This window comes from Aggregicoccus sp. 17bor-14 (assembly GCF_009659535.1).
In the GTDB taxonomy this organism is placed as follows: domain Bacteria; phylum Myxococcota; class Myxococcia; order Myxococcales; family Myxococcaceae; genus Aggregicoccus.
In genome coordinates, this window is sequence record NZ_VJZZ01000009.1 from 85640 (window position 1) to 102805 (window position 17166).

Sequence of the window (17166 nt, forward strand, 5' to 3'; positions counted from 1 at the left end):
GAGCCTTGAGCCGCACCCACCCACACCACGAGACGGGAGACACCATGGCCGGACAGGGAGCGCAGCGCGGCGGCAGCATCAGTGACGCAGAGGACCGGCGCGACTTCCCGCGCGTCCCCATGCGCTTCCTCGTGCGCAGCCTGGACCGCGGCGGCGACTTCGAGCCGCGCGAGGGAGACCTCTCGGTGGGCGGCTTCTCCTGCGTGGGCGCCGCGCTCTCGGACGTGGAGAGCGTGGAGGTGCGCTTCAGCCTGCCGGGCCTCCCGGAGGCGCTGCAGGCGCGCGGGCAGGTGGTGCGCCTGAGCGAGGGGCCCCAGGGCCGCACCGCGCACGTGGCCTTCGTCAACCCGCCGCTCGCGCTCGAGCTCGCCGTGGCGCGCCACCTCGAGGGCCTGCCGCCCGCCGGAGCCCGCTCGCCGTGACCGGGGCCGCGGACACGATTCCCTGGGAGCGCCTCTTCGAGGTGGCCACCGAGGCGCGCACCCGCGCGCACGTGCCCTACTCGAAGTTCCCGGTGGGCGCGGCGCTGCTCTACGCGGATGGCGCCGTGGTGGCCGGCTGCAACGTGGAGAACGCCTCGTACGGCGGCACCCTCTGCGCCGAGCGCACCGCCATCGTGCGCGGCGTCGTCGAGGGGCACGGCGAGCCCGTCGCGCTCGCCATCGTGGTGGACACGCCCACCCCATGCCCGCCCTGCGGCCTGTGCCGCCAGGTGGTGGCCGAGTTCGCCAAGCCCTCGCTCCCGGTGCGCAGCCGCAACCTGAAGGGGGACGAGGCGCGCTACAGCCTCGAGCAGCTCCTGCCCTTCGCCTTCACCGCCGACTTCTTCTAGGCCCTCGACCCCCGGAGCCTCGTGGACCTGCTCCTCACGCACGGCACCGTCGTCACCATGAACCGCGAGCGCGAGGTGCTCGCGGACACCGACGTGCTCGTGCAGGACGGGCGCATCGCGCGCGTAGGGAGGCGCCTGCGCCGCCGGGGCAACACCCGCGTGGTGGACGTGAGCGGCCAGGTGGTGCTGCCCGGCCTCATCCACGGCCACCTGCACGCGTGCCAGACGCTGTTCCGCAACCGCGCGGACGGGCTCGAGCTGCTGGACTGGCTTCGCGAGCGCATCTGGCCCTTCGAGGCCGCGCACGACGCGGAGTCCATGCGCGCCTCCGCAGACCTCACCTTCGCCGAGCTCATCCGCTCGGGCGCCACGGCGGCCCTCGACATGGGCACGGTGCGCCACTACGACGCCGTCTTCGAGTCCGCGCGCGACGCGGGCTTCCGGCTGGTGGGTGGCAAGGCGATGATGGACGCGGGGCAGGGGCTGCCGGCGGGCCTGCGCGAGAGCACCGAGGCGAGCCTGCAGGAGAGCCTCGCGCTGCTGCAGCGCTGGCACGGCCAGGCGGACGGGCGCCTTCGCTACGCCTTCGCCCCGCGCTTCGTGCTCTCGTGCACGGAGAAGCTGCTGCGCGAGGTGGCGCGGCTCGCGCGCGAGCACGGGGTGCGCATCCACACCCACGCGAGCGAGAACCCCACCGAGTGCGACGTGGTCCGCCAGAAGACGGGCCAGGACAACGTGGCCTACCTGCACGGGCTCGGGGTGAGTGGGCCGCACGTGACGCTCGCGCACTGCGTGTGGCTCACCGCGGGCGAGCAGCGCCTCCTGCGCGACAGCGGCACCGTGGTGTGCCACTGCCCCAGCTCCAATCTCAAGTTGGCGAGCGGCATCGCCAAGGTGCCCGAGCTGATGGACGCAGGGGTGCGGCTCGCGCTCGGGGCGGACGGCGCGCCCTGCAACAACAACCTGGACCTCTTCACCGAGATGCGGCTCGCGGCGCTGCTGCACAAGCCGCGCGTGGGGCCGCTGGGCATGCCGCCCGAGCGCGTGGTGGAGATGGCCACCCTGGGCGGCGCGCGGGCGCTGGGGCTCGAGGACGAGGTGGGCTCGCTCGAGGTGGGCAAGCGCGCGGACGTGACGGTGGTGGACCTGCGCGCCCTGCACGCGACCCCCGCCCCTGACGAGCGCCCCCAGGACGTGCTGGGCCCGCTCGTCTACGCCGCGCGCGCGAGCGACGTGGTGCACGTGCTCATCGACGGGCGCCCCGTGCTGATGGACCGGCAGCTGCGCACGCTGGACGCGGACGACGTGGCCGAGCGCGCCCGCACCCACGCCCGGCGGCTCGCCGAGCGCGCCGGCTAGCCGGGGTCCCCTCTCCCTCTGGGAGAGGGTCAGGGTGAGGGATTGCCACCCCCGGCGCGCCTTGCGCACCTCGAGCGCTGCTTTACGGTCGTCGATGGCGGACCCGCGGTGCGGAAACGCCGCGGGTCCCTCTCTCGAGACACATCTCTCAAGGAGGACATCGTCATGGCTGACCTGAGTGTTCGTCACACCCCGGGCGCCCTGCCGCAGCGGCGCCAGAGCTGGGATCCCTTCCAGCAGATGCAGGAGCTGATGGGCCTCGACCCGCTGGAGGAGTTCGGCCGCCTGCTCTCCGGGCGCGCGGAGGGCGCGCGCTTCCTGCCGGCCTTCGAGGTGAAGGAGACGAAGGACGCCTTCCTCTTCAAGGCGGACCTGCCCGGCGTGGACGAGAAGGACCTGGACATCACCGTCACCGAGGACCGCATCACGGTGAGCGGGAAGCGGGAGAGCGAGCAGCGCGAGGAGGGCGAGCGCTACTACGCCGTCGAGCGCCAGTACGGCGCCTTCAGCCGCGCCTTCACGCTGCCCGAGGGCGTGAACGCGGACGGCGTGCAGGCGGAGCTGAAGGACGGGGTGCTCAGCCTGCGGCTGCCCAAGCGCCCCGAGTCCCAGCCCCGGCGCATCAGCGTGAGCAAGGGCGGGGGCGGCGCGAAGGACAAGGCGCACGCGTAGTCCCGCACGGCGGCGCGCGCCCCGGCCCCGGGGCGCGCGCGCGGCCCACGTCGCATTGCCTTGCCCTCGGGCCCCCCCCTCTGCAATCACGGGGAGGACAGTGCGTACCTTGGCAGGGAGCGCACGGGCCCTCGGCGGTCCCGGCCTTCGTGTAAGGTCGTCTCACAGCGGTGACCCGTTCGGCGGAAGGAAGGCAAAGACGGCCATGTGGAACCGGTTCAGGCGGGCAGTGCGCAGCTTCTTCGGCTTCTTCGTGTCCTCCATCGAGGACCCGGAGCTGATCCTCGAGCAGAACGTCCGGGACATGAACGACCAGGTCCCGAAGATGAACGAGTCCATCGCCATGGTGCGGGCGAACGTGACCCTGCTCGAGAAGGAGAACGCCAAGTACAAGACCGAGGTGACGCAGCTCACCGCCAAGGTGAAGGCCGCCATCCAGGCGGGCCGCGACGACCTCGCCGCCCAGTACGCCACGCGCCTGCAGACGGAGAAGGGCGCGCTCGAGCGCAACGAGATGCAGCTGTCCACCGCGCGCGCTGCCTACGAGAAGGCGCTCAACGTGAAGAAGCTCTTCATGCGCGAGAAGGAGCGCAAGACGCAGGAGGCCATGGACGCCATCCGCGACGCGCGCCGCGCCAAGTGGCAGTCCAAGGTCGCTGACGCCATGGAGTCCTTCGAGGTGGCCGGCATCGACGCCACCCACGGCGAGATGCTGCGCAAGGTGGAGGAGCGCACGGCCATCAACGAGGCGCGCATGCAGATGGCGCTCGAGAGCGTGGACCACCAGACCCTCGCCATCGAGGAGGACGCCGAGCGCATCCAGGCCAACGAGCTGGTGAAGCAGTTCAAGATGGAGATGGGGCTGGAGAGCCCCGCCCCCGTCTCGGACGTGGCCAGCGGCCCGGAGAAGACCATCGGCAAGAAGGTGGAGATCAAGTAGCCCCGCGTGCGCCCGGCTCGGGCGCACCGGGCCTCTCCCATGAAGCTGCGCGGCACCGGACTGCTGCTCTTCGCAGCGCTGCTCCTCTGCGGGGTGGGCTACGCGCTCGCCTCGCGCCTGGGCTACCTGGACCGGCTGCAGGCCCGGCTCTTCCCCCAGACGCGCGAGGCGGTGCGCCTGTCGCCCGGTGACTTCCCCGCCGGGGTCGCCGCGCCCGTGGGGGACCTGGCCTCGGTGCCCTTGCGCCCCACGCTGATCGGCTTCACCCCGCGCGGCTCCTCCGCCGCGCTGCTGCTCGCCACCGGCGGGGCCGTGAGCGCCGAGAACGCGGCCGCGCCCGCCCCGGGCGAGGGGCTGCTCAAGACGGGCTACGCGCTGGATGCGCGCGCGGTCGTCTTCGCGCGCGAGGAGGAGCTGCGCAAGGCGCTGGCCATCGGCGGGGAGAGCGGCGGGGTGGACATGGCGGCCATCTCGGTGGACCGCCTCGCCGCGTGGGGCGCGCTCCTGCGAGACGCGGCGCCGCGCACCGTGCTGCTCTTGGGGCGAAGCAAGGGCCAGGAGGCGCTCGCGGCGGTGGGGGTGAAGGAGCTCACGGGCCTGCGGGGAAAGCGGCTCGGGGTGTACCCGCACAGCAGCAGCCAGTACTTCGCGCTGTGGCTGCTCGCGCGCGCGGGCCTGCGGGTCACGGACGTGAAGTGGGTGGACCTGCCCTCCACGCTGGACGCGGGGCGCGCGCTGCGCGAGGGGCGGGTGGATGCGGCGGCCGGCCTCTGGGGCGACGTGGAGCTCGCGGCGCGAGACCGCGAGGGCAGCGTGCTCGCCACCACCGTGGACGCGCCGCACCTGGTGGCCACCGTGCTGGTGGTGCGCGGCGAGTTCGCGGCCCGCTACCCGGACGCGCTGCGCCGCGTGCTGCGCGGGCTCCTGGATGCGGCCAGCGCCGTGAAGAAGGACCCGGCCGCCGGTGCGCGCCTGCTGGGCGAGGTCGCCCCGTACCTCGGCGACCCGGTGGCCGCCATCGAGAGCGCGCCGCCCGCCACGCTCGCGGACAACCGCGCCTTCTTCGGGCTCTCGGGCGAGGCCCCCGTCACCTACGACGAGCTCTTCCAGAGCGCCGCGGCGCTCTACGGCAAGCTCAACCGCACGGGCGCCGCGCCGGACGCCGAGGACACGCGCGACCTGGGCGCTCTCAAGTACGTCTCGGAGGCACGCGGCCCGTGAGCAAGCCCAACTACATCAAGGCGGCCTTCTTCGTTCCGGCCAACCTCATGGCCATCGGCACGGCGGCCCTCTCCTCCGTCGTCACCCACGACGCGCTGCCCGCGCTCATCGGCCTCGGCGCGGAGGGCCTCTACCTGGGCGTGCTCTCCGCCTCCAAGCGCTTCCAGCGCGCGGTGCGCGCGAACAACCCCGAGGACGAGGAGGCGCACCGGCTCGCGCTCGAGGGGCTGCAGAAGGACCTCGCCCCCTCGCAGCGCGAGCACTACCAGGCGCTGGTGGGGCTGAAGGAGAAGATCCTCGGCAACTACCGCCGCCTCCCGGGAGGCCGGGTGCTCGCGGCCTCGAGCGAGCCGCGCCTCGATGCGCTGCTGCAGTCCTTCTTGAAGCTGCTGGGCACGCTGAACCAGTACCGCACCTACCTCAACGCCACGGACCGCAAGCAGGTGGAGACCGAGGTCTCGGCGCTCCAGGCGGAGCTCACGGGCGAGACGAACCCGCGGCTGCAGGAGGTGAAGGGGCGGCGCGTGGACATCCTGCAGAAGCGCCTCGCGCGCTTCCAGCAGGCCGAGGAGAGCCGCGAGGTGGTGAGCCACCAGCTCGCGAGCATCGAGGACCTCCTGCGCCTCACCCACGAGCAGTCCATCGCCATCCGCGACCCGGCCTCGGTGAACCGCCAGCTGGACGCGCTCGCCGCCGAGGCCGAGGCCGGCGACGAGACGGTGCGCCAGATGGAGCGCTTCATGGAGTTCAGCGACGAGATGGGCAGCACGGGGCCGCTGGGCACGCGGGTGCGCTAGCGCTATACCCGCGCGCGTCCATGCCCTGCCTCCTGCCCGTCCTGCTCCTCGCGCTCGGCGCGAGCGCGCCACTGCCCGCCCCCGGGGAGGGGCCGCAGGAGGTGCACCTCAGCGCGGACACACTCGCGCTGGACGGGCTCACCCAGAAGGCCGAGGCCAGCGGCCGCGCCACCCTGGAGGGGCAGGGCGTGGTGATACGCGCGGACACCCTGAGCTGGGACCGCGCCGCCGGGAAGGTGGAGGCCCGGGGCAACGTCACCCTGGTGCGCGGCACCCTCGCCGTGGTGGCCGAGCGGCTCACGGCGAACCTGCTCACGCGCGAGCTCGCCGCCGAGGGCGCGCTCTTCATGCAGAAGGAGGGGGTGAGCCCGGAGCAGCTCGCCCAGGCCCCGAGCACCGAGGCGCTGCTGCGCGCGGGCCGCACCACGCTCACCTTCACCGCCACGCGCTTCCAGCTGCTCGAGGGCGACAGCTACGTCGTCGAGGACCTCGAGTTCACCCCCTGCGACTGCGACGCCACCCACCCGAGCTGGCACGTCTCCGCGTCCTCCGCCCGGCTGCAGGCGGGAGGCCGCGCGCACCTCAAGAGCCCCACCATCTTCGTGCACGGGGTGCCCATCTTCTGGACGCCCTACCTCTCGCTGCCCCTGAGCGACCGCGCCACCGGCCTGCTGATGCCGCTCATCACCACCTCCAGCCTCAGCGGCTTCTCCGTGGACCAGCCCTTCTTCCTCACGCTGGGGCGCAGCTGGGATCTCACCCTCACCCCGGGCTACGCGTTCGGCTCCAGCGCCAACGGCAGCTTCGGCCTGGAGGGGCCGCGGCTGGGCACCGAGCTCAACTACGCGCCGAGCGCGGGCACCCGCGGGCGCATCTCGCTGCGGCTCCTGGACGACCTGCGCCAGCAGCGCGACCCGCGCAACCCGGACCCGGCCTTCGCCCTGGACGAGCAGCGCGGCCTGCGCTGGAACCTGCGCGTGGACCACGCCCAGGACCTGGGCGGGGGCTTCCACGATCGCCTCGATGCCTCGCTGCTCTCCGACGGCTACCTGCTGCGCGACGGCACGGTGGACATCGTCGCCTCCGCCGAGCGCTACATCCGCTCCACCGGCAGCCTCTACCACCGCAGCGACGACCGCTACGTGGGCCTCGGCATCACCTTCGTGCAGGACATCCGCTACGGCTTCAGCTTCGCCGGCGGTGACCACGACCGGGCCGGCAACTCCGTGCCCGGTCCGCGGCCCCTGCAGCGGCTGCCCACCGTGCTCTACGCGCTGCCCGAGCGGCACCTGGGCGCGGGGCTCTTCGGCAGCCTCGGCGTCGAGTACAGCCGCATGGCCCCGCTGCTGGGCGGCACGGAGGACACCGGCACGGACGGCATCTTCCTTCCGAACGACCCCGCCGAGCTCGCGAAGGTGGGAATCCCGGGTGTCACCCCCATCCTGCTCGCGGACCCGGACGGCACCCAGAGCAACGGCCGCTTCGACCCGGGCGAGCGCGAGGCGCGCGACCGGCTGGACCTGCGCCCGCAGCTGAACCTCCCCCTGGCCGTCGGCTCCTTCCTGCGCGTCACGCCCTACGTGGCCGCGCGCGAGAGCCTCTACGTGGGGGAGGTGACGGGGGCGCGCTCGCACCGCGGCTACGCGCTAGGCGGCGTGCAGCTGGACAGCGAGCTCGGCCGCACCTTCCACGCAGGCGCTTCGCAGCTGCGCCACACGCTGCACCCCGCGCTGGACCTGCGCGCCGCGACGCCGGTGGTGCAGGGCGGGACGCCGGGGCGCTACGACGCGGTGGACGTGGCCACCCCGGACGCGGGCTTCCTGCAGGCGCGCCTGGAGCTGCGCCAGAGCCTCGCGCGCAAGGACGCGCGCGGCGCCGTGAGCGAGCTCGCGCGGCTCGAGCTCTCCCAGGGGATGGACCTGCGCACCGGCCGCCTCGGCACCCTGCTGGGCCGCCTGCGCACCGCCCTCGGCCCCGTCTCCGGCGGCGCGGAGGCGGAGCTGGACCCCGAGGCCCAGCGCAGCTCCGAGCGGCTCGCGCGCGTGGGAGCGGACGCGCAGTGGCAGGTGCTGCGCCCGCTCACCCTGCGCGGCAACTTCGAGCGCACCTTCCTCAGCTCGGAGCGCCTGCGCCGCGGCCTCGATGCCCTGGTGGGCGAGCCGCTGCCCCCCTGCAGCGAGGTGGTGCGCGGCACCCAGCCCTGCGCACAGGAGGGCCGGCCGCTGCTGCTGGGCACCCGCGCGGGCGCCGGCGCGAGCCTGCGGCTGGGCTTCGGGCTGGGCCTGGACTACGGGCTCTCGCTGCTGCGCCGCCCTCCGAAGGACGCGCCCGGCGGCCCGGGGAAGCTCTGGCTCGAGTACCAGACGGTGGGCGTCTCCTACAGCCCCTCCTGCGACTGCTGGCGCGTGGACACCCGGCTCACGCTGCGGCCGGGCGTGCCGCGCCCCGAGTTCGGCTTCACCGTGACGCTGGCGAAGTTCGGCTCCTTCGGCAGCTAGGCGCGCCCCTCAGCGCGTGGGCAGCTCGGAGAGCAGGGTGCGGTCCGCGGAGCTGAGCCCGCTGCCCTCGGTGATGTGCCACAGCGCCTCCTGCACGCGGCCGCGCTCCTGCTCCACCTCCTTGTCCTCGAGCAGCCGGCACAGCTCGAGAACGTCCGGGTCGTCCGTCACCGGCCCGAGCACGTAGCGCGCGCTGGGCGAGGACGGGGTGCGCAGCTTGTTCGCGCAGAAGGCCCAGAGCGGGAAGGTGCGCTGCGAGGCGGCCGCGAGCGGCAAGAGCACGCGCTGCAGCAGCAGCCCGTTCTGCACCGCCTGCGTCTGCGACACGAGCACCGTGCCGCACGGCAGCTCCAGCACGTCGTCCGTGTCCTTCGCATGGCCCACCGGCAGGCACACCGACACGTCCGCGCCCAGGCCGAACTGCTCCGGGTCGTCCGTGTCGCAGAACGCATCCTGCGCGCCCGGGAAGGGGCTCTGCACGCTCACGCCCGCGGGCAGCACCAGGGCGCTGCCGCGCGGCGCCGCCGTGGAGGCGCCGAGGCCGGGCCGCACGGGCGCCTCGCCTCCGCCCCCGCCGCCTCCGCCGTCGTCGCCTCCGCCACCGCAGCCTGCTGCCGCCGCAGCGAGCGCTGCCATCAGCCACACCGCCCCGCGCGCACGTGCCATCCGCATTCGCAACCCCCTCCAGAGTGAAGCGTTGTGCGCGCCAACCTGCCGGGCGCTTTGCGGGCAGGCAAGCCCTCCCGGTGCGACAGGCGGCCCACGAATAGATTGACTCCGCCAGCACTGGCGAATTGCACTGCGCCCATGCTTCGCCGCGCTCCCCAGGTTCTGCTCCTCACACTGCTCGCCCTCGCGGTGAGCTGCTCGCGCTGTGGCAAGGGGGCGCCCGGTGGGCGCGCCGAGCTGCGCCGCTTCCTGCCGCGCGCCGCCCAGGCGGTCATCGTGGTGCCCGAGGTGGGCGTGCTGGGCGAGAAGCTCGCGCGCTTCCAGCAGCTGAAGCTCACCTCGTTCGCCGCGCAGCTGGAGGGTTTCCCCAACGCGGAGTCGTACGTGAACGCGGCCATGCGCCAGCTGGGCGTGGACGTGCGCAGCCGCGCGGCGCTCGAGGCCGCGGGCATCGCGCCCGAGCGCGGCGCGGGCGTGGCGATGCTGGGCCCCGGGCGCACGCTCAGCGTGCTGGGCGTGAAGGACGCGAAGGCGCTGGAGTCCACCTTCGCGTCTCTCGCGCGCAACCGGCTCGGGGCAGGGGAGCGCGCCGAGGTGAAGGTGGACGGCCACTCGCTCGTCACCTTCCGCCGCCGCGGCGCGGCGCTCCCCGTGCTGGGGCTGCTCTTCGTGGAGGACTACGCGCTGGTGGGCGCGGGCGCCATCGTGGGGGAGCTGGGCAGGCTCGCGGCGCTGCCGCCCGAGCAGAGCCTGCTGCAGGAGCCCGTCCTCTCGGACTCGCTCTCGCGGCTCCCGAAGGAGCTGGACCTCTACGCCTTCCTGCCGGGCGGAGGGGGCCTCTTGCCGCAGGGCACGGTGCAGGGGCTCACCCTCACCGGGCTCATCACGCCGGACGCCGTCACCGTGCGCGCGGACGCGCCGTGGCCGGACCGCGAGGCCACGCTCGCGGTGCTGGACGTGCAGAAGGGGCCCGAGCTGCTCGGGTACCTGCCCGCGGACAGCTTCCTCGTGGCGCGCTTCGCCGGGGACCCCGCGGGCCTGGACGGCGTGTGGCCGTACATCGTGGGCGCGCAGGTCACGCGCGCGGTGCAGGAGAGCGGCTTCGACTTCAGGGGCGAGGTGCTGCAGAACCTCAAGAGCGGCGCGGTGGCCGGCGTCTCGCTCGCGCCCACCGTGCAGCTGGGCGCGGGCGTGCCGGCGCTCGACCTGCGGCGCACCAACCCCTTCCGCTTCGTGCAGCTCGCGGTCATCACCGAGGTGAAGGACCCGAAGCGCGCCGCCGCCACGCTGGAGAAGCTCCCGCCGGTGGCCGAGCGCTTCGGCGCGCAGGTGCGCCCCGCGGAGCTGAAGGGACAGCGCGTGTACCTCACGAGCTACCGGCAGGGAGAGGGCGCGCACCTCGCGCAGGTGGGCGAGCGGCTCGTGCTCGCCGCGCCGCAGTCGCGCCTCGAGTCCCTGCTGGGCACGCTCGCGGGCAAGCCCGGCGCGGGCGCCGTCGCGCCCGAGCTCGCGAAGGCGCTCGAGGAGCCGGGCCTGGGCGTGGTGCTGGACCTGCGCCGCTTCGCGCAGGCGGTGAAGGACCTGCCCAGCGAGGCCTGGGGCCTGGGGGGCTTCGCCATCAAGGACACCACCGTGCGCTGGCTCGAGGCCACGGACGACCTGCGCGCCGTCACCTTCGGCCTCTCGCGCAAGCAGCGCGCGCTGCAGGCCGAGCTCAGCCTGAAGCTCGTGCAGCCCCAAGCTCGGGACCCGAAGTGATCCGCGCGCGCGACATCGTGAAGCGCTACCGCGACGGCGAGGGGCCCGAGGTGCGCGTGTTGGACGGGCTCTCGCTGGACGTGGAGTCGGGAGACTTCGTGGCCATCGTGGGCCCCTCGGGCAGCGGCAAGAGCACGCTCTTGCACCTGCTGGGCGGGCTGGACGTGCACTACGAGGGCAGCGTGGAGGTGGCCGGCACGCGCGTCACCGGCCTCTCGGACGCGGCGCTCGCGCGCTTTCGCAACGCGAAGGTGGGCTTCATCTTCCAGTCCTTCCACCTGGTGCCCAACCTCTCCGCGCTGGAGAACGTGCTCCTGCCCAGCCACTTCGGCGCCTCGGCAGAGGGCGATGCGCGCGCGCGCGCCGCGGCGGTGCTCACCCGCGTGGGGCTGGGCGCGAAGCTGGACCGGCCACCGAGCCGGCTCTCCGGCGGCGAGCGCCAGCGCGTGGCCATCGCCCGCGCGCTCTTCACCGGGCCCCAGGTGCTCCTGTGCGACGAGCCCACGGGAAACCTGGACGCGGCCACCGGCGCGGGCATCATCGAGCTGTTCCACGAGCTGCACCGCGAGGGGCTCACCCTGCTCGCGGTGACGCACGAGGAGCGCATGAGCAGCGCGGCGCGGCGGGTGCTGCGCCTCAAGGAGGGCAGGCTGGTGGAGGAAGCGCGATGAGGCTCGGCTCGCTCGGGCGCCTGGTGCGCCTCTCGCTCGCCCGCGAGCGGCGCGGGGCGCTCTTCAGCGCCTTCGGCGTCTCGGTGGGCGTGGGCGCGCTGGTGTTCTTCCTCGCGCTGGGGCTGGGCGTGGGGCGCACCATCCGCGAGCGCGTGTTCCCCACGGACGCGCGGCTGCTGGACGTGGTGCCTCCGCAGGTCTCGCTCGGCGCGCTCTTCGGCGGCGGCAAGCTGGACGCGGCCATGGTGGAGCGGCTCACGGGCTTGCCCGGCGTAGAGCGGGTGTACCGCAAGATGAACGTGCGCGTGCCCGCGGTGACCCGCTACGAGGGCGCCTTCTTCGGCTCGCGCCTGCGCATGGGCCTGGAGGTGCTCGCGGTGGGCGTGGACGCGGGCTTCGTGCAGGAGGACGTGCAGCTGGGGCGCTTCGAGGACCCGGGCGCAGGTGCGCCCATCCCCGCCGTCATCTCCACGCGGCTCCTCGAGATCTACAACAAGACCTTCGCCCCGGCGCGCAAGCTGCCGCAGCTCTCGCCGCAGATGCTGGTGGGCTTCAGCTTCCCCATCGAGTTCAACCGCTCCTACGTGGCCGCGACCTCCGGCGGGCCCGTGACGGCGGCGAGCGCGAAGGTGGTGGGCGCGAGCGAGCGCGCGCTGCTCGCGGGCGTCACCATCCCGCTCGCCACGGCCATCCGCGTGAACCGCGAGGCGGGCGTGGACGCGGACACCTTCACCGGCGTGACGCTGGTGGCGAGAGATCCCTCCGAGGTGCCGCGCCTGGTGGACGAGGTGAAGGCGATGGGCCTGGAGATCGACGACCAGGAGCGCCGGCTCGCGGAGAACGCGGGCGCGGCCGTGGCGCTCACGACCTCCGCGCTCGCGCTGCTCTCGGTGCTCATCTGCCTGCTGGCCGCGGTGAACATCACTCACGCGCTGAGCGCCTCGGTGCGCGCGCGGGCGCGGGAGATCGGCGTGATGCAGGCGGTGGGCGCGAGCCGCTCGGACGTGCGCAACATCGTGCTCGCGGAGGCCGGCGTCATCGGCCTGCTCGGAGGCCTCGCGGGGACCCTGGGCGCGCTCGCGCTCGCGCTCGGCGTGGACGCGCTGAGCAGCCGCCTCCTGCCGCCCTTTCCCTTCAAGCCCGAGAGCTTCTTTTCCTTCCCCGCGTGGGTGGTGCTCGGAGGGGTCGCGCTGGGCCTGCTCGCGGCGCTCGCGGGTGCCTACTTCCCGGCGCGGGCGGCGGCGGCCACGGATCCGGCGAGGACGCTCGCCGGATGAGCCGTCCCGCCACACGGGCCTGGGTCGCGAACGCGCTCTGCCTCGCCGCGCTGCTCTGGCTCTACGCCGGAGACCTGCGCAATGCGCTCGCTGCGAGGAGCGCCGAGGTCTCGGCCTTCCAGGAGCTGCCCTCGGTGCTGCAGCCCGCGCTGGTGCTCGCGGCCACCGCGCTCGCGCTCGGCTTCGCCCTGTACGGGCTCGCGCGCCGCCGCGGCCCGGAGTTCCGCGGCTACCGGCTGCTGCCCATCGTGCTGGTGAGCGCGCTGTTCGTGGACCTGCTCTTCTCGGAGAGCGAGGTGCCGGTCTCCAGCGCGGGCGCGGCCACCTTCGCGCTGCAGCACTTCGCCGCGGGCGCGCAGGAGCTCGCCTCCGGGGGCCGGGTGCCCACCCGCCCCGAGAAGCTGCAGCCGCTGCTCGAGCAGCTGGGGCGCCCGCCCTACCTCGTGCGCGGTGCGCCCGCGAGCGCGTACGGGCTGCAGGTGCGCGAGGGCTGCGAGGGGCCGGTGACCGAGTCCCCCGGCGCCGAGGTGGGCACGCTGCTGTACTGCGTGGGGCCGCTCGCGCAGGTGGCCTGGGTGACGCTGGTGGCGCTGCCCACCGAGCGCACCTTCGGCGCGCCCGAAATACTCTCGTCCGGAGGGCGGCCGCGCGTCGTCACCGTGATGCCGGAGGCCGAGGCGGGGGAGGGGAGCGCCGCGCCCCCTCCGAGCGGCGCGTTCCTTGAAGCGCCCGAGCCGCCACCGGGGCCCGTTCCAGCGCCGCTTCAGGCTCCCGGTGACGGCGGAATGCCTGCGCGCGAAGGGGCGGGGCCGGGTTGACCCCCCGCAGAGCGCATCGCTAGGCTCGAAGTCACCTCTGAGCCCGGATGCTCCCCTGACGCTCCCTTCCGCACCCCGGCAGCCGCTTCCCTTCGGCAACTACCTGCTGCTGGACCGCATCGGCGTGGGCGGGATGGCGGAGGTGTGGCGCGCGACGGCGAGGGACCCGAGCGGCCTCGAGCGCCTGGTGGCCATCAAGCGCATCCTGCCCAGCCTCGCGCAGGACCCGGACTTCCTCGCGATGTTCCAGGACGAGGCGCGCCTGGGCGGGCAGCTCGTGCATCCCCACATCGCGCGCGTGCACGAGCTGGGGCAGTGCGAGGACGGCTCCTTCATCGCGATGGAGTACATCCCGGGCAAGGACCTGCGCGCGCTCTTCGAGCGGAACCGGCGCAACGGCGCGCCCATGCCGCTGCGGCTCGCGGTGTACGCGCTCGCGCAGCTCGCGGACGGGCTGGACTTCGCCCACCGCCAGTGCGACGCGCGCGGCGAGTCGCTGCAGGTGGTGCACCGGGACGTGTCCCCGCAGAACGCGGTGGTCTCGTACGCGGGCGAGGTGAAGCTCATCGACTTCGGCATCGCCAGGGCCGCCGGGATGGGGCCTCGCGGACGCTCGGGGGCGCTCAAGGGGAAGTTCTCGTACATGAGCCCCGAGCAGGTGCGGGGCCAGCCCGTGGACGCGCGCTCGGACGTCTTCGCGCTGGGCGTGTGCCTCTACGAGCTGCTCACCGGTGAGCGGCTCTTCAACGGCGAGACGGACTTCGTGGTGCTGGAGCAGGTGCGCGAGGCGCAGGTGGAGCCGCCCTCGCGGCGCAACCCGCGCATCCCGGCGGCGCTGGAGCGAATCGTGCTGCGGGCGCTCGCGCGCGAGCCGGAGGCGCGCTACGCGAGCGCGGGCGAGGTGGCGGGCGACCTGCGCAGCTTCCTCGCCGCGCAGCCGCCGTACCCCACGCGCGCCGAGCTCGCAGCGTACATGCAGGCCACCTTCGCCGAGGAGATGGCGCAGGAGCAGGAGCGCCTCGAGGCCTTCCTCGCGGCCCGGGTGGACCCCTCCACGCTCCCCACGCAGCTCGAGGTCCCTGCTTCCCGTGTCCTCCCTCTCCCCCTGGGAGAGGGTCGGGGTGAGGGAAGTGAGCCCGCACCCGTGCACCCCACGCCCACCGCTGCGCCGCTGACGGCCGGTCCCCGCGCCAGGCCCGCGAGCCGCCGCCGCGCCCTCCTCGCCGCCGCCTCGCTCGCGCTCCTCGCGGCTGCGGGCGCCGCCGGCTACCGGCTGCTCCCCCGCGAGCCCGCGCAGGGCTTCCTCCTCGTGGACGTGCCACCCGAGCTGCGCGGCCTCGCGCGGGTGAGCGTGAACGGCGAGGACCTGGGCGCGCCCATGCAGTGGCCGCTCCTGCGGCGCGTGGCCGCAGGCCCTGCGCTGGTGCAGGTGACGGCGCCCGGTCGCGAGCCCTTCCGCACGCCCGTGCGGGTAGATCCGGGCACCCTGCCCACGCGCGTGGACGCGCTGCCCCGCGCGCGCGAGGTCCAGGTCCCCCTCGTGGTGCGCACCGAGCCCGCAGACGCGCAGCTGCTGCTGGACGGGCGCGTGGTGCGCGAGGCGGGCGAGTCGCGCGAGTACGTCGGCGCGCTCGTGGCGGGCACCCGCGCCCGGCTCGAGGCGCGCGCGCCGGGCTACCGGCCGCTCGTGCAGGAGCTGGCGCCGGAGGAAGGCCGCCCGCTGCAGATCTCTGCCCGCCTGGAGTCCGAGGCAGTGGCGCAGGAGCAGATTCGCTAGCGTCCTGGCCCCGGGCAGGGCAGAGGATCCAGAGCAATGACGCCGCCGTCCCGCGCGTAGGGTCAGGACACGGCAGCGACGGCGCGTACACCGAGGGAGAGCGAACACGATGAGCCGAGGGCGCAAGCTGAACAGCACCGACGACGCGCTGGCCGGACTGCCTGGCTGGGCGCAGAAGCTCGCGCGCAAGTACTACACGCGCACCGTGAGCACCTTCCTGCTCTACGGCGCGGTGCGCGACCTGCAGCCGCTGACCACCGAGGAGGGCGCGCGCGCCTACGGGCCCCTGCGCAGCTTCCTCACCGAGGAGCTCTTCGGCGGGCGCGACCACGTGCTCTTCTACGACCGCTCGAGCGGCGTGCGCTCGGCCTCGCCCGAGACGCAGAAGGACCTCGCGCGGGTCATGAGCGGCTACGACGCGATGTACGGGACGGACTACGCGAAGAGCCTGCCGAGAGACCCGGGCCGCGCGCTCCAGATCCTGGAGAACTACCTGCGCATGCGCCTGAGCGAGGGCAAGAGCCTCGCCCTGGTCATCGACTTCGCGGAGACCCTGGTGCCCGGCGGCGAGCTCAGCCACCTCTCGGCCGAGGACCGCTTCGTGCTCGCCACGCTGGAGAAGTGGAGCCACGACCCGCAGTTCCTCGCCGGCGACGTCTCGGTGGTGCTGCTCGCCGAGAACCTCGCGGACATGAACCCGCGCCTCGCGCGCAACCCCTACGTGGCCACCATCGAGCTGCCCCTGCCCAACGAGGAGGAGCGCCTGGACTACGTGCGCTTCAAGCTCGAGGGCAAGCGCCTGCAGTCGCTCTCGGACGTGCCGCTGCAGGGGCTCGCGCGGATGACGGCGGGCCTCTCGCGCATCCACCTGGACCGCATCCTCACCGAGGCGCTCGAGCACGGCGCGCGCATCACCCCGGAGCTGCTCAAGGAGCGCAAGAAGGAGATCATCCAGGCGGAGTGCCACGGCCTGCTCGAGTTCATCGAGCCCGCGCACACCCTCGATGCCGTCGCCGGCCACGCCAAGGCGAAGGAGCGGCTGCGCCAGGCGGCGCGCGCTCTCAAGGGCGGCCACCAGGACGTGCTGCCCATGGGCTACCTGCTCGCGGGCCCCGTGGGCACGGGCAAGACCTTCCTGGTCAGCTGCTTCGCAGGCGAAATCGGCATCCCGGTGGTGAAGTTCCTCAACTTCCGCAGCCAGTGGCAGGGCGTGACGGAGGCGAACCTCGAGAAGATCTTCAACCTGCTCAAGGCGCTGTGGCCCGTGGCGGTGATGATCGACGAGGCGGATACCTTCCTGGGCAACCGCGACAGCAGCGGGGACTCGGGGACCAGCAGCCGCATCTTCGGCTCCATCGCGGCCTTCATGGGCAACACCCAGTACCGCGGGAAGATCGTCTGGTTCCTGATGACGGCCCGGCCCGACCTGCTGCCCATCGACCTCAAGCGCCAGGGGCGCGCCGAGGAGCACCTCGCGCTCTTCTACCCGCAGACGGACGCGGAGCGAGACGAGCTGTTCCGGGTGGTGAGCAAGAAGACGGGCGTCTCGGTGGAGCTGCCCTCCTTCGCGAGCCTGCTGCCCGAGAGCGCCAAGGGCTTCAGCGGCGCGGACATCGAGGCGGTGCTGGTGCGCGCCCGGTTCCTCGCGCTCGCCGAGGGGCGCAGCGCCGTGAGCGAGGCGGACCTGAGGGCGGTGCTCGCGGACTTCGTGCCGCCCAGCTACCCGCTGGAGATCGAGCTGCAGAACCTCGCCGCGGTGCAGGAGTGCACCAGCCGCGAGCTGCTGCCCGAGGCCTTCCGCTCCCTGGACCGCGACGCCGTCACCCGGCGCATCCGCGAGCTCAAGGCGCTGCTCGAAGAGGGGTAGGAGACGGGGA

The 17166-nt window shown here is 73.7% G+C and carries 15 protein-coding genes; 14 read left to right on the forward strand and 1 reads right to left on the reverse strand.

Annotation, left to right across the window (positions count from 1 at the left end; all coding sequences use genetic code 11):
- The first annotated feature begins 44 nt into the window (after window positions 1–44).
- From FGE12_RS18100 to FGE12_RS18135, 8 genes are all read left to right on the forward strand, one after another.
- Window positions 45–422, forward strand: coding sequence for a PilZ domain-containing protein (locus FGE12_RS18100; RefSeq protein WP_153867756.1), 378 nt, complete (start codon window positions 45–47; stop codon window positions 420–422).
- Window positions 419–832 (forward strand): cytidine deaminase, encoded by a 414-nt coding sequence (locus FGE12_RS18105; RefSeq protein ID WP_370459051.1) that lies wholly within the window; start codon window positions 419–421, stop codon window positions 830–832. Before FGE12_RS18100 ends, FGE12_RS18105 begins: the two co-directional genes overlap by 4 nt.
- 21 nt (window positions 833–853) lie before the next feature.
- Complete coding sequence (locus tag FGE12_RS18110; protein WP_194798017.1) at window positions 854–2191, forward strand: 5'-deoxyadenosine deaminase; 1338 nt, start codon at window positions 854–856, stop codon at window positions 2189–2191.
- A gap of 165 nt (window positions 2192–2356) precedes the next feature.
- Complete coding sequence (locus FGE12_RS18115) at window positions 2357–2863, forward strand: Hsp20/alpha crystallin family protein (RefSeq protein WP_153867757.1); 507 nt, start codon at window positions 2357–2359, stop codon at window positions 2861–2863.
- A 205-nt stretch (window positions 2864–3068) separates the two neighbouring features.
- Entirely contained in the window at window positions 3069–3803 is a 735-nt protein-coding gene (locus FGE12_RS18120) for a PspA/IM30 family protein (protein WP_153867758.1), read from the forward strand.
- 39 nt (window positions 3804–3842) lie between these two features.
- The gene (locus FGE12_RS18125) at window positions 3843–5024 is read left to right on the forward strand and encodes an ABC transporter substrate-binding protein (RefSeq protein WP_153867759.1); all 1182 of its coding nucleotides are present in this window, start codon (window positions 3843–3845) and stop codon (window positions 5022–5024) included.
- A 47-nt stretch (window positions 5025–5071) separates the two neighbouring features.
- Complete coding sequence (locus tag FGE12_RS18130) at window positions 5072–5821, forward strand: hypothetical protein (protein WP_153867917.1); 750 nt, start codon at window positions 5072–5074, stop codon at window positions 5819–5821.
- 20 nt (window positions 5822–5841) lie between these two features.
- Window positions 5842–8319 (forward strand): LPS-assembly protein LptD, encoded by a 2478-nt coding sequence (locus FGE12_RS18135; protein ID WP_153867760.1) that lies wholly within the window; start codon window positions 5842–5844, stop codon window positions 8317–8319.
- 9 nt (window positions 8320–8328) lie between these two features.
- On the opposite strand, the gene FGE12_RS30045 is transcribed toward FGE12_RS18135, so the two are convergent.
- Window positions 8329–8991 carry a hypothetical protein gene (locus FGE12_RS30045; RefSeq protein ID WP_194798018.1) on the reverse strand — a complete coding sequence of 221 codons (663 nt, stop codon included), beginning with the start codon at window positions 8989–8991 and terminating at the stop codon, window positions 8329–8331.
- 135 nt (window positions 8992–9126) lie between these two features.
- On the opposite strand from FGE12_RS30045, the gene FGE12_RS18145 reads away from it, so the two are divergent.
- The 6 genes from FGE12_RS18145 (at window position 9127) to FGE12_RS18170 (ending at window position 17156) form a co-directional block, all read left to right on the forward strand.
- On the forward strand, window positions 9127–10746 hold the full coding sequence (locus tag FGE12_RS18145; RefSeq protein WP_153867761.1) for a hypothetical protein: 1620 nt from the start codon (window positions 9127–9129) through the stop codon (window positions 10744–10746).
- Window positions 10743–11417, forward strand: a complete 675-nt coding sequence (locus FGE12_RS18150) for an ABC transporter ATP-binding protein (RefSeq protein WP_194798019.1) — start codon at window positions 10743–10745, stop codon at window positions 11415–11417. The genes FGE12_RS18145 and FGE12_RS18150 overlap by 4 nt, the downstream gene beginning before the upstream one ends.
- Window positions 11414–12694 (forward strand): ABC transporter permease, encoded by a 1281-nt coding sequence (locus tag FGE12_RS18155; protein WP_153867762.1) that lies wholly within the window; start codon window positions 11414–11416, stop codon window positions 12692–12694. Before FGE12_RS18150 ends, FGE12_RS18155 begins: the two co-directional genes overlap by 4 nt.
- Entirely contained in the window at window positions 12691–13512 is an 822-nt protein-coding gene (locus tag FGE12_RS18160) for a hypothetical protein (RefSeq protein ID WP_194798020.1), read from the forward strand. Before FGE12_RS18155 ends, FGE12_RS18160 begins: the two co-directional genes overlap by 4 nt.
- Window positions 13469–15289 carry a serine/threonine-protein kinase gene (locus tag FGE12_RS18165; RefSeq protein ID WP_370459052.1) on the forward strand — a complete coding sequence of 607 codons (1821 nt, stop codon included), beginning with the start codon at window positions 13469–13471 and terminating at the stop codon, window positions 15287–15289. The genes FGE12_RS18160 and FGE12_RS18165 overlap by 44 nt, the downstream gene beginning before the upstream one ends.
- Before the next feature lie 109 nt (window positions 15290–15398).
- Window positions 15399–17156, forward strand: coding sequence for an ATP-binding protein (locus FGE12_RS18170; protein WP_153867763.1), 1758 nt, complete (start codon window positions 15399–15401; stop codon window positions 17154–17156).
- Window positions 17157–17166 lie beyond the last annotated feature (10 nt).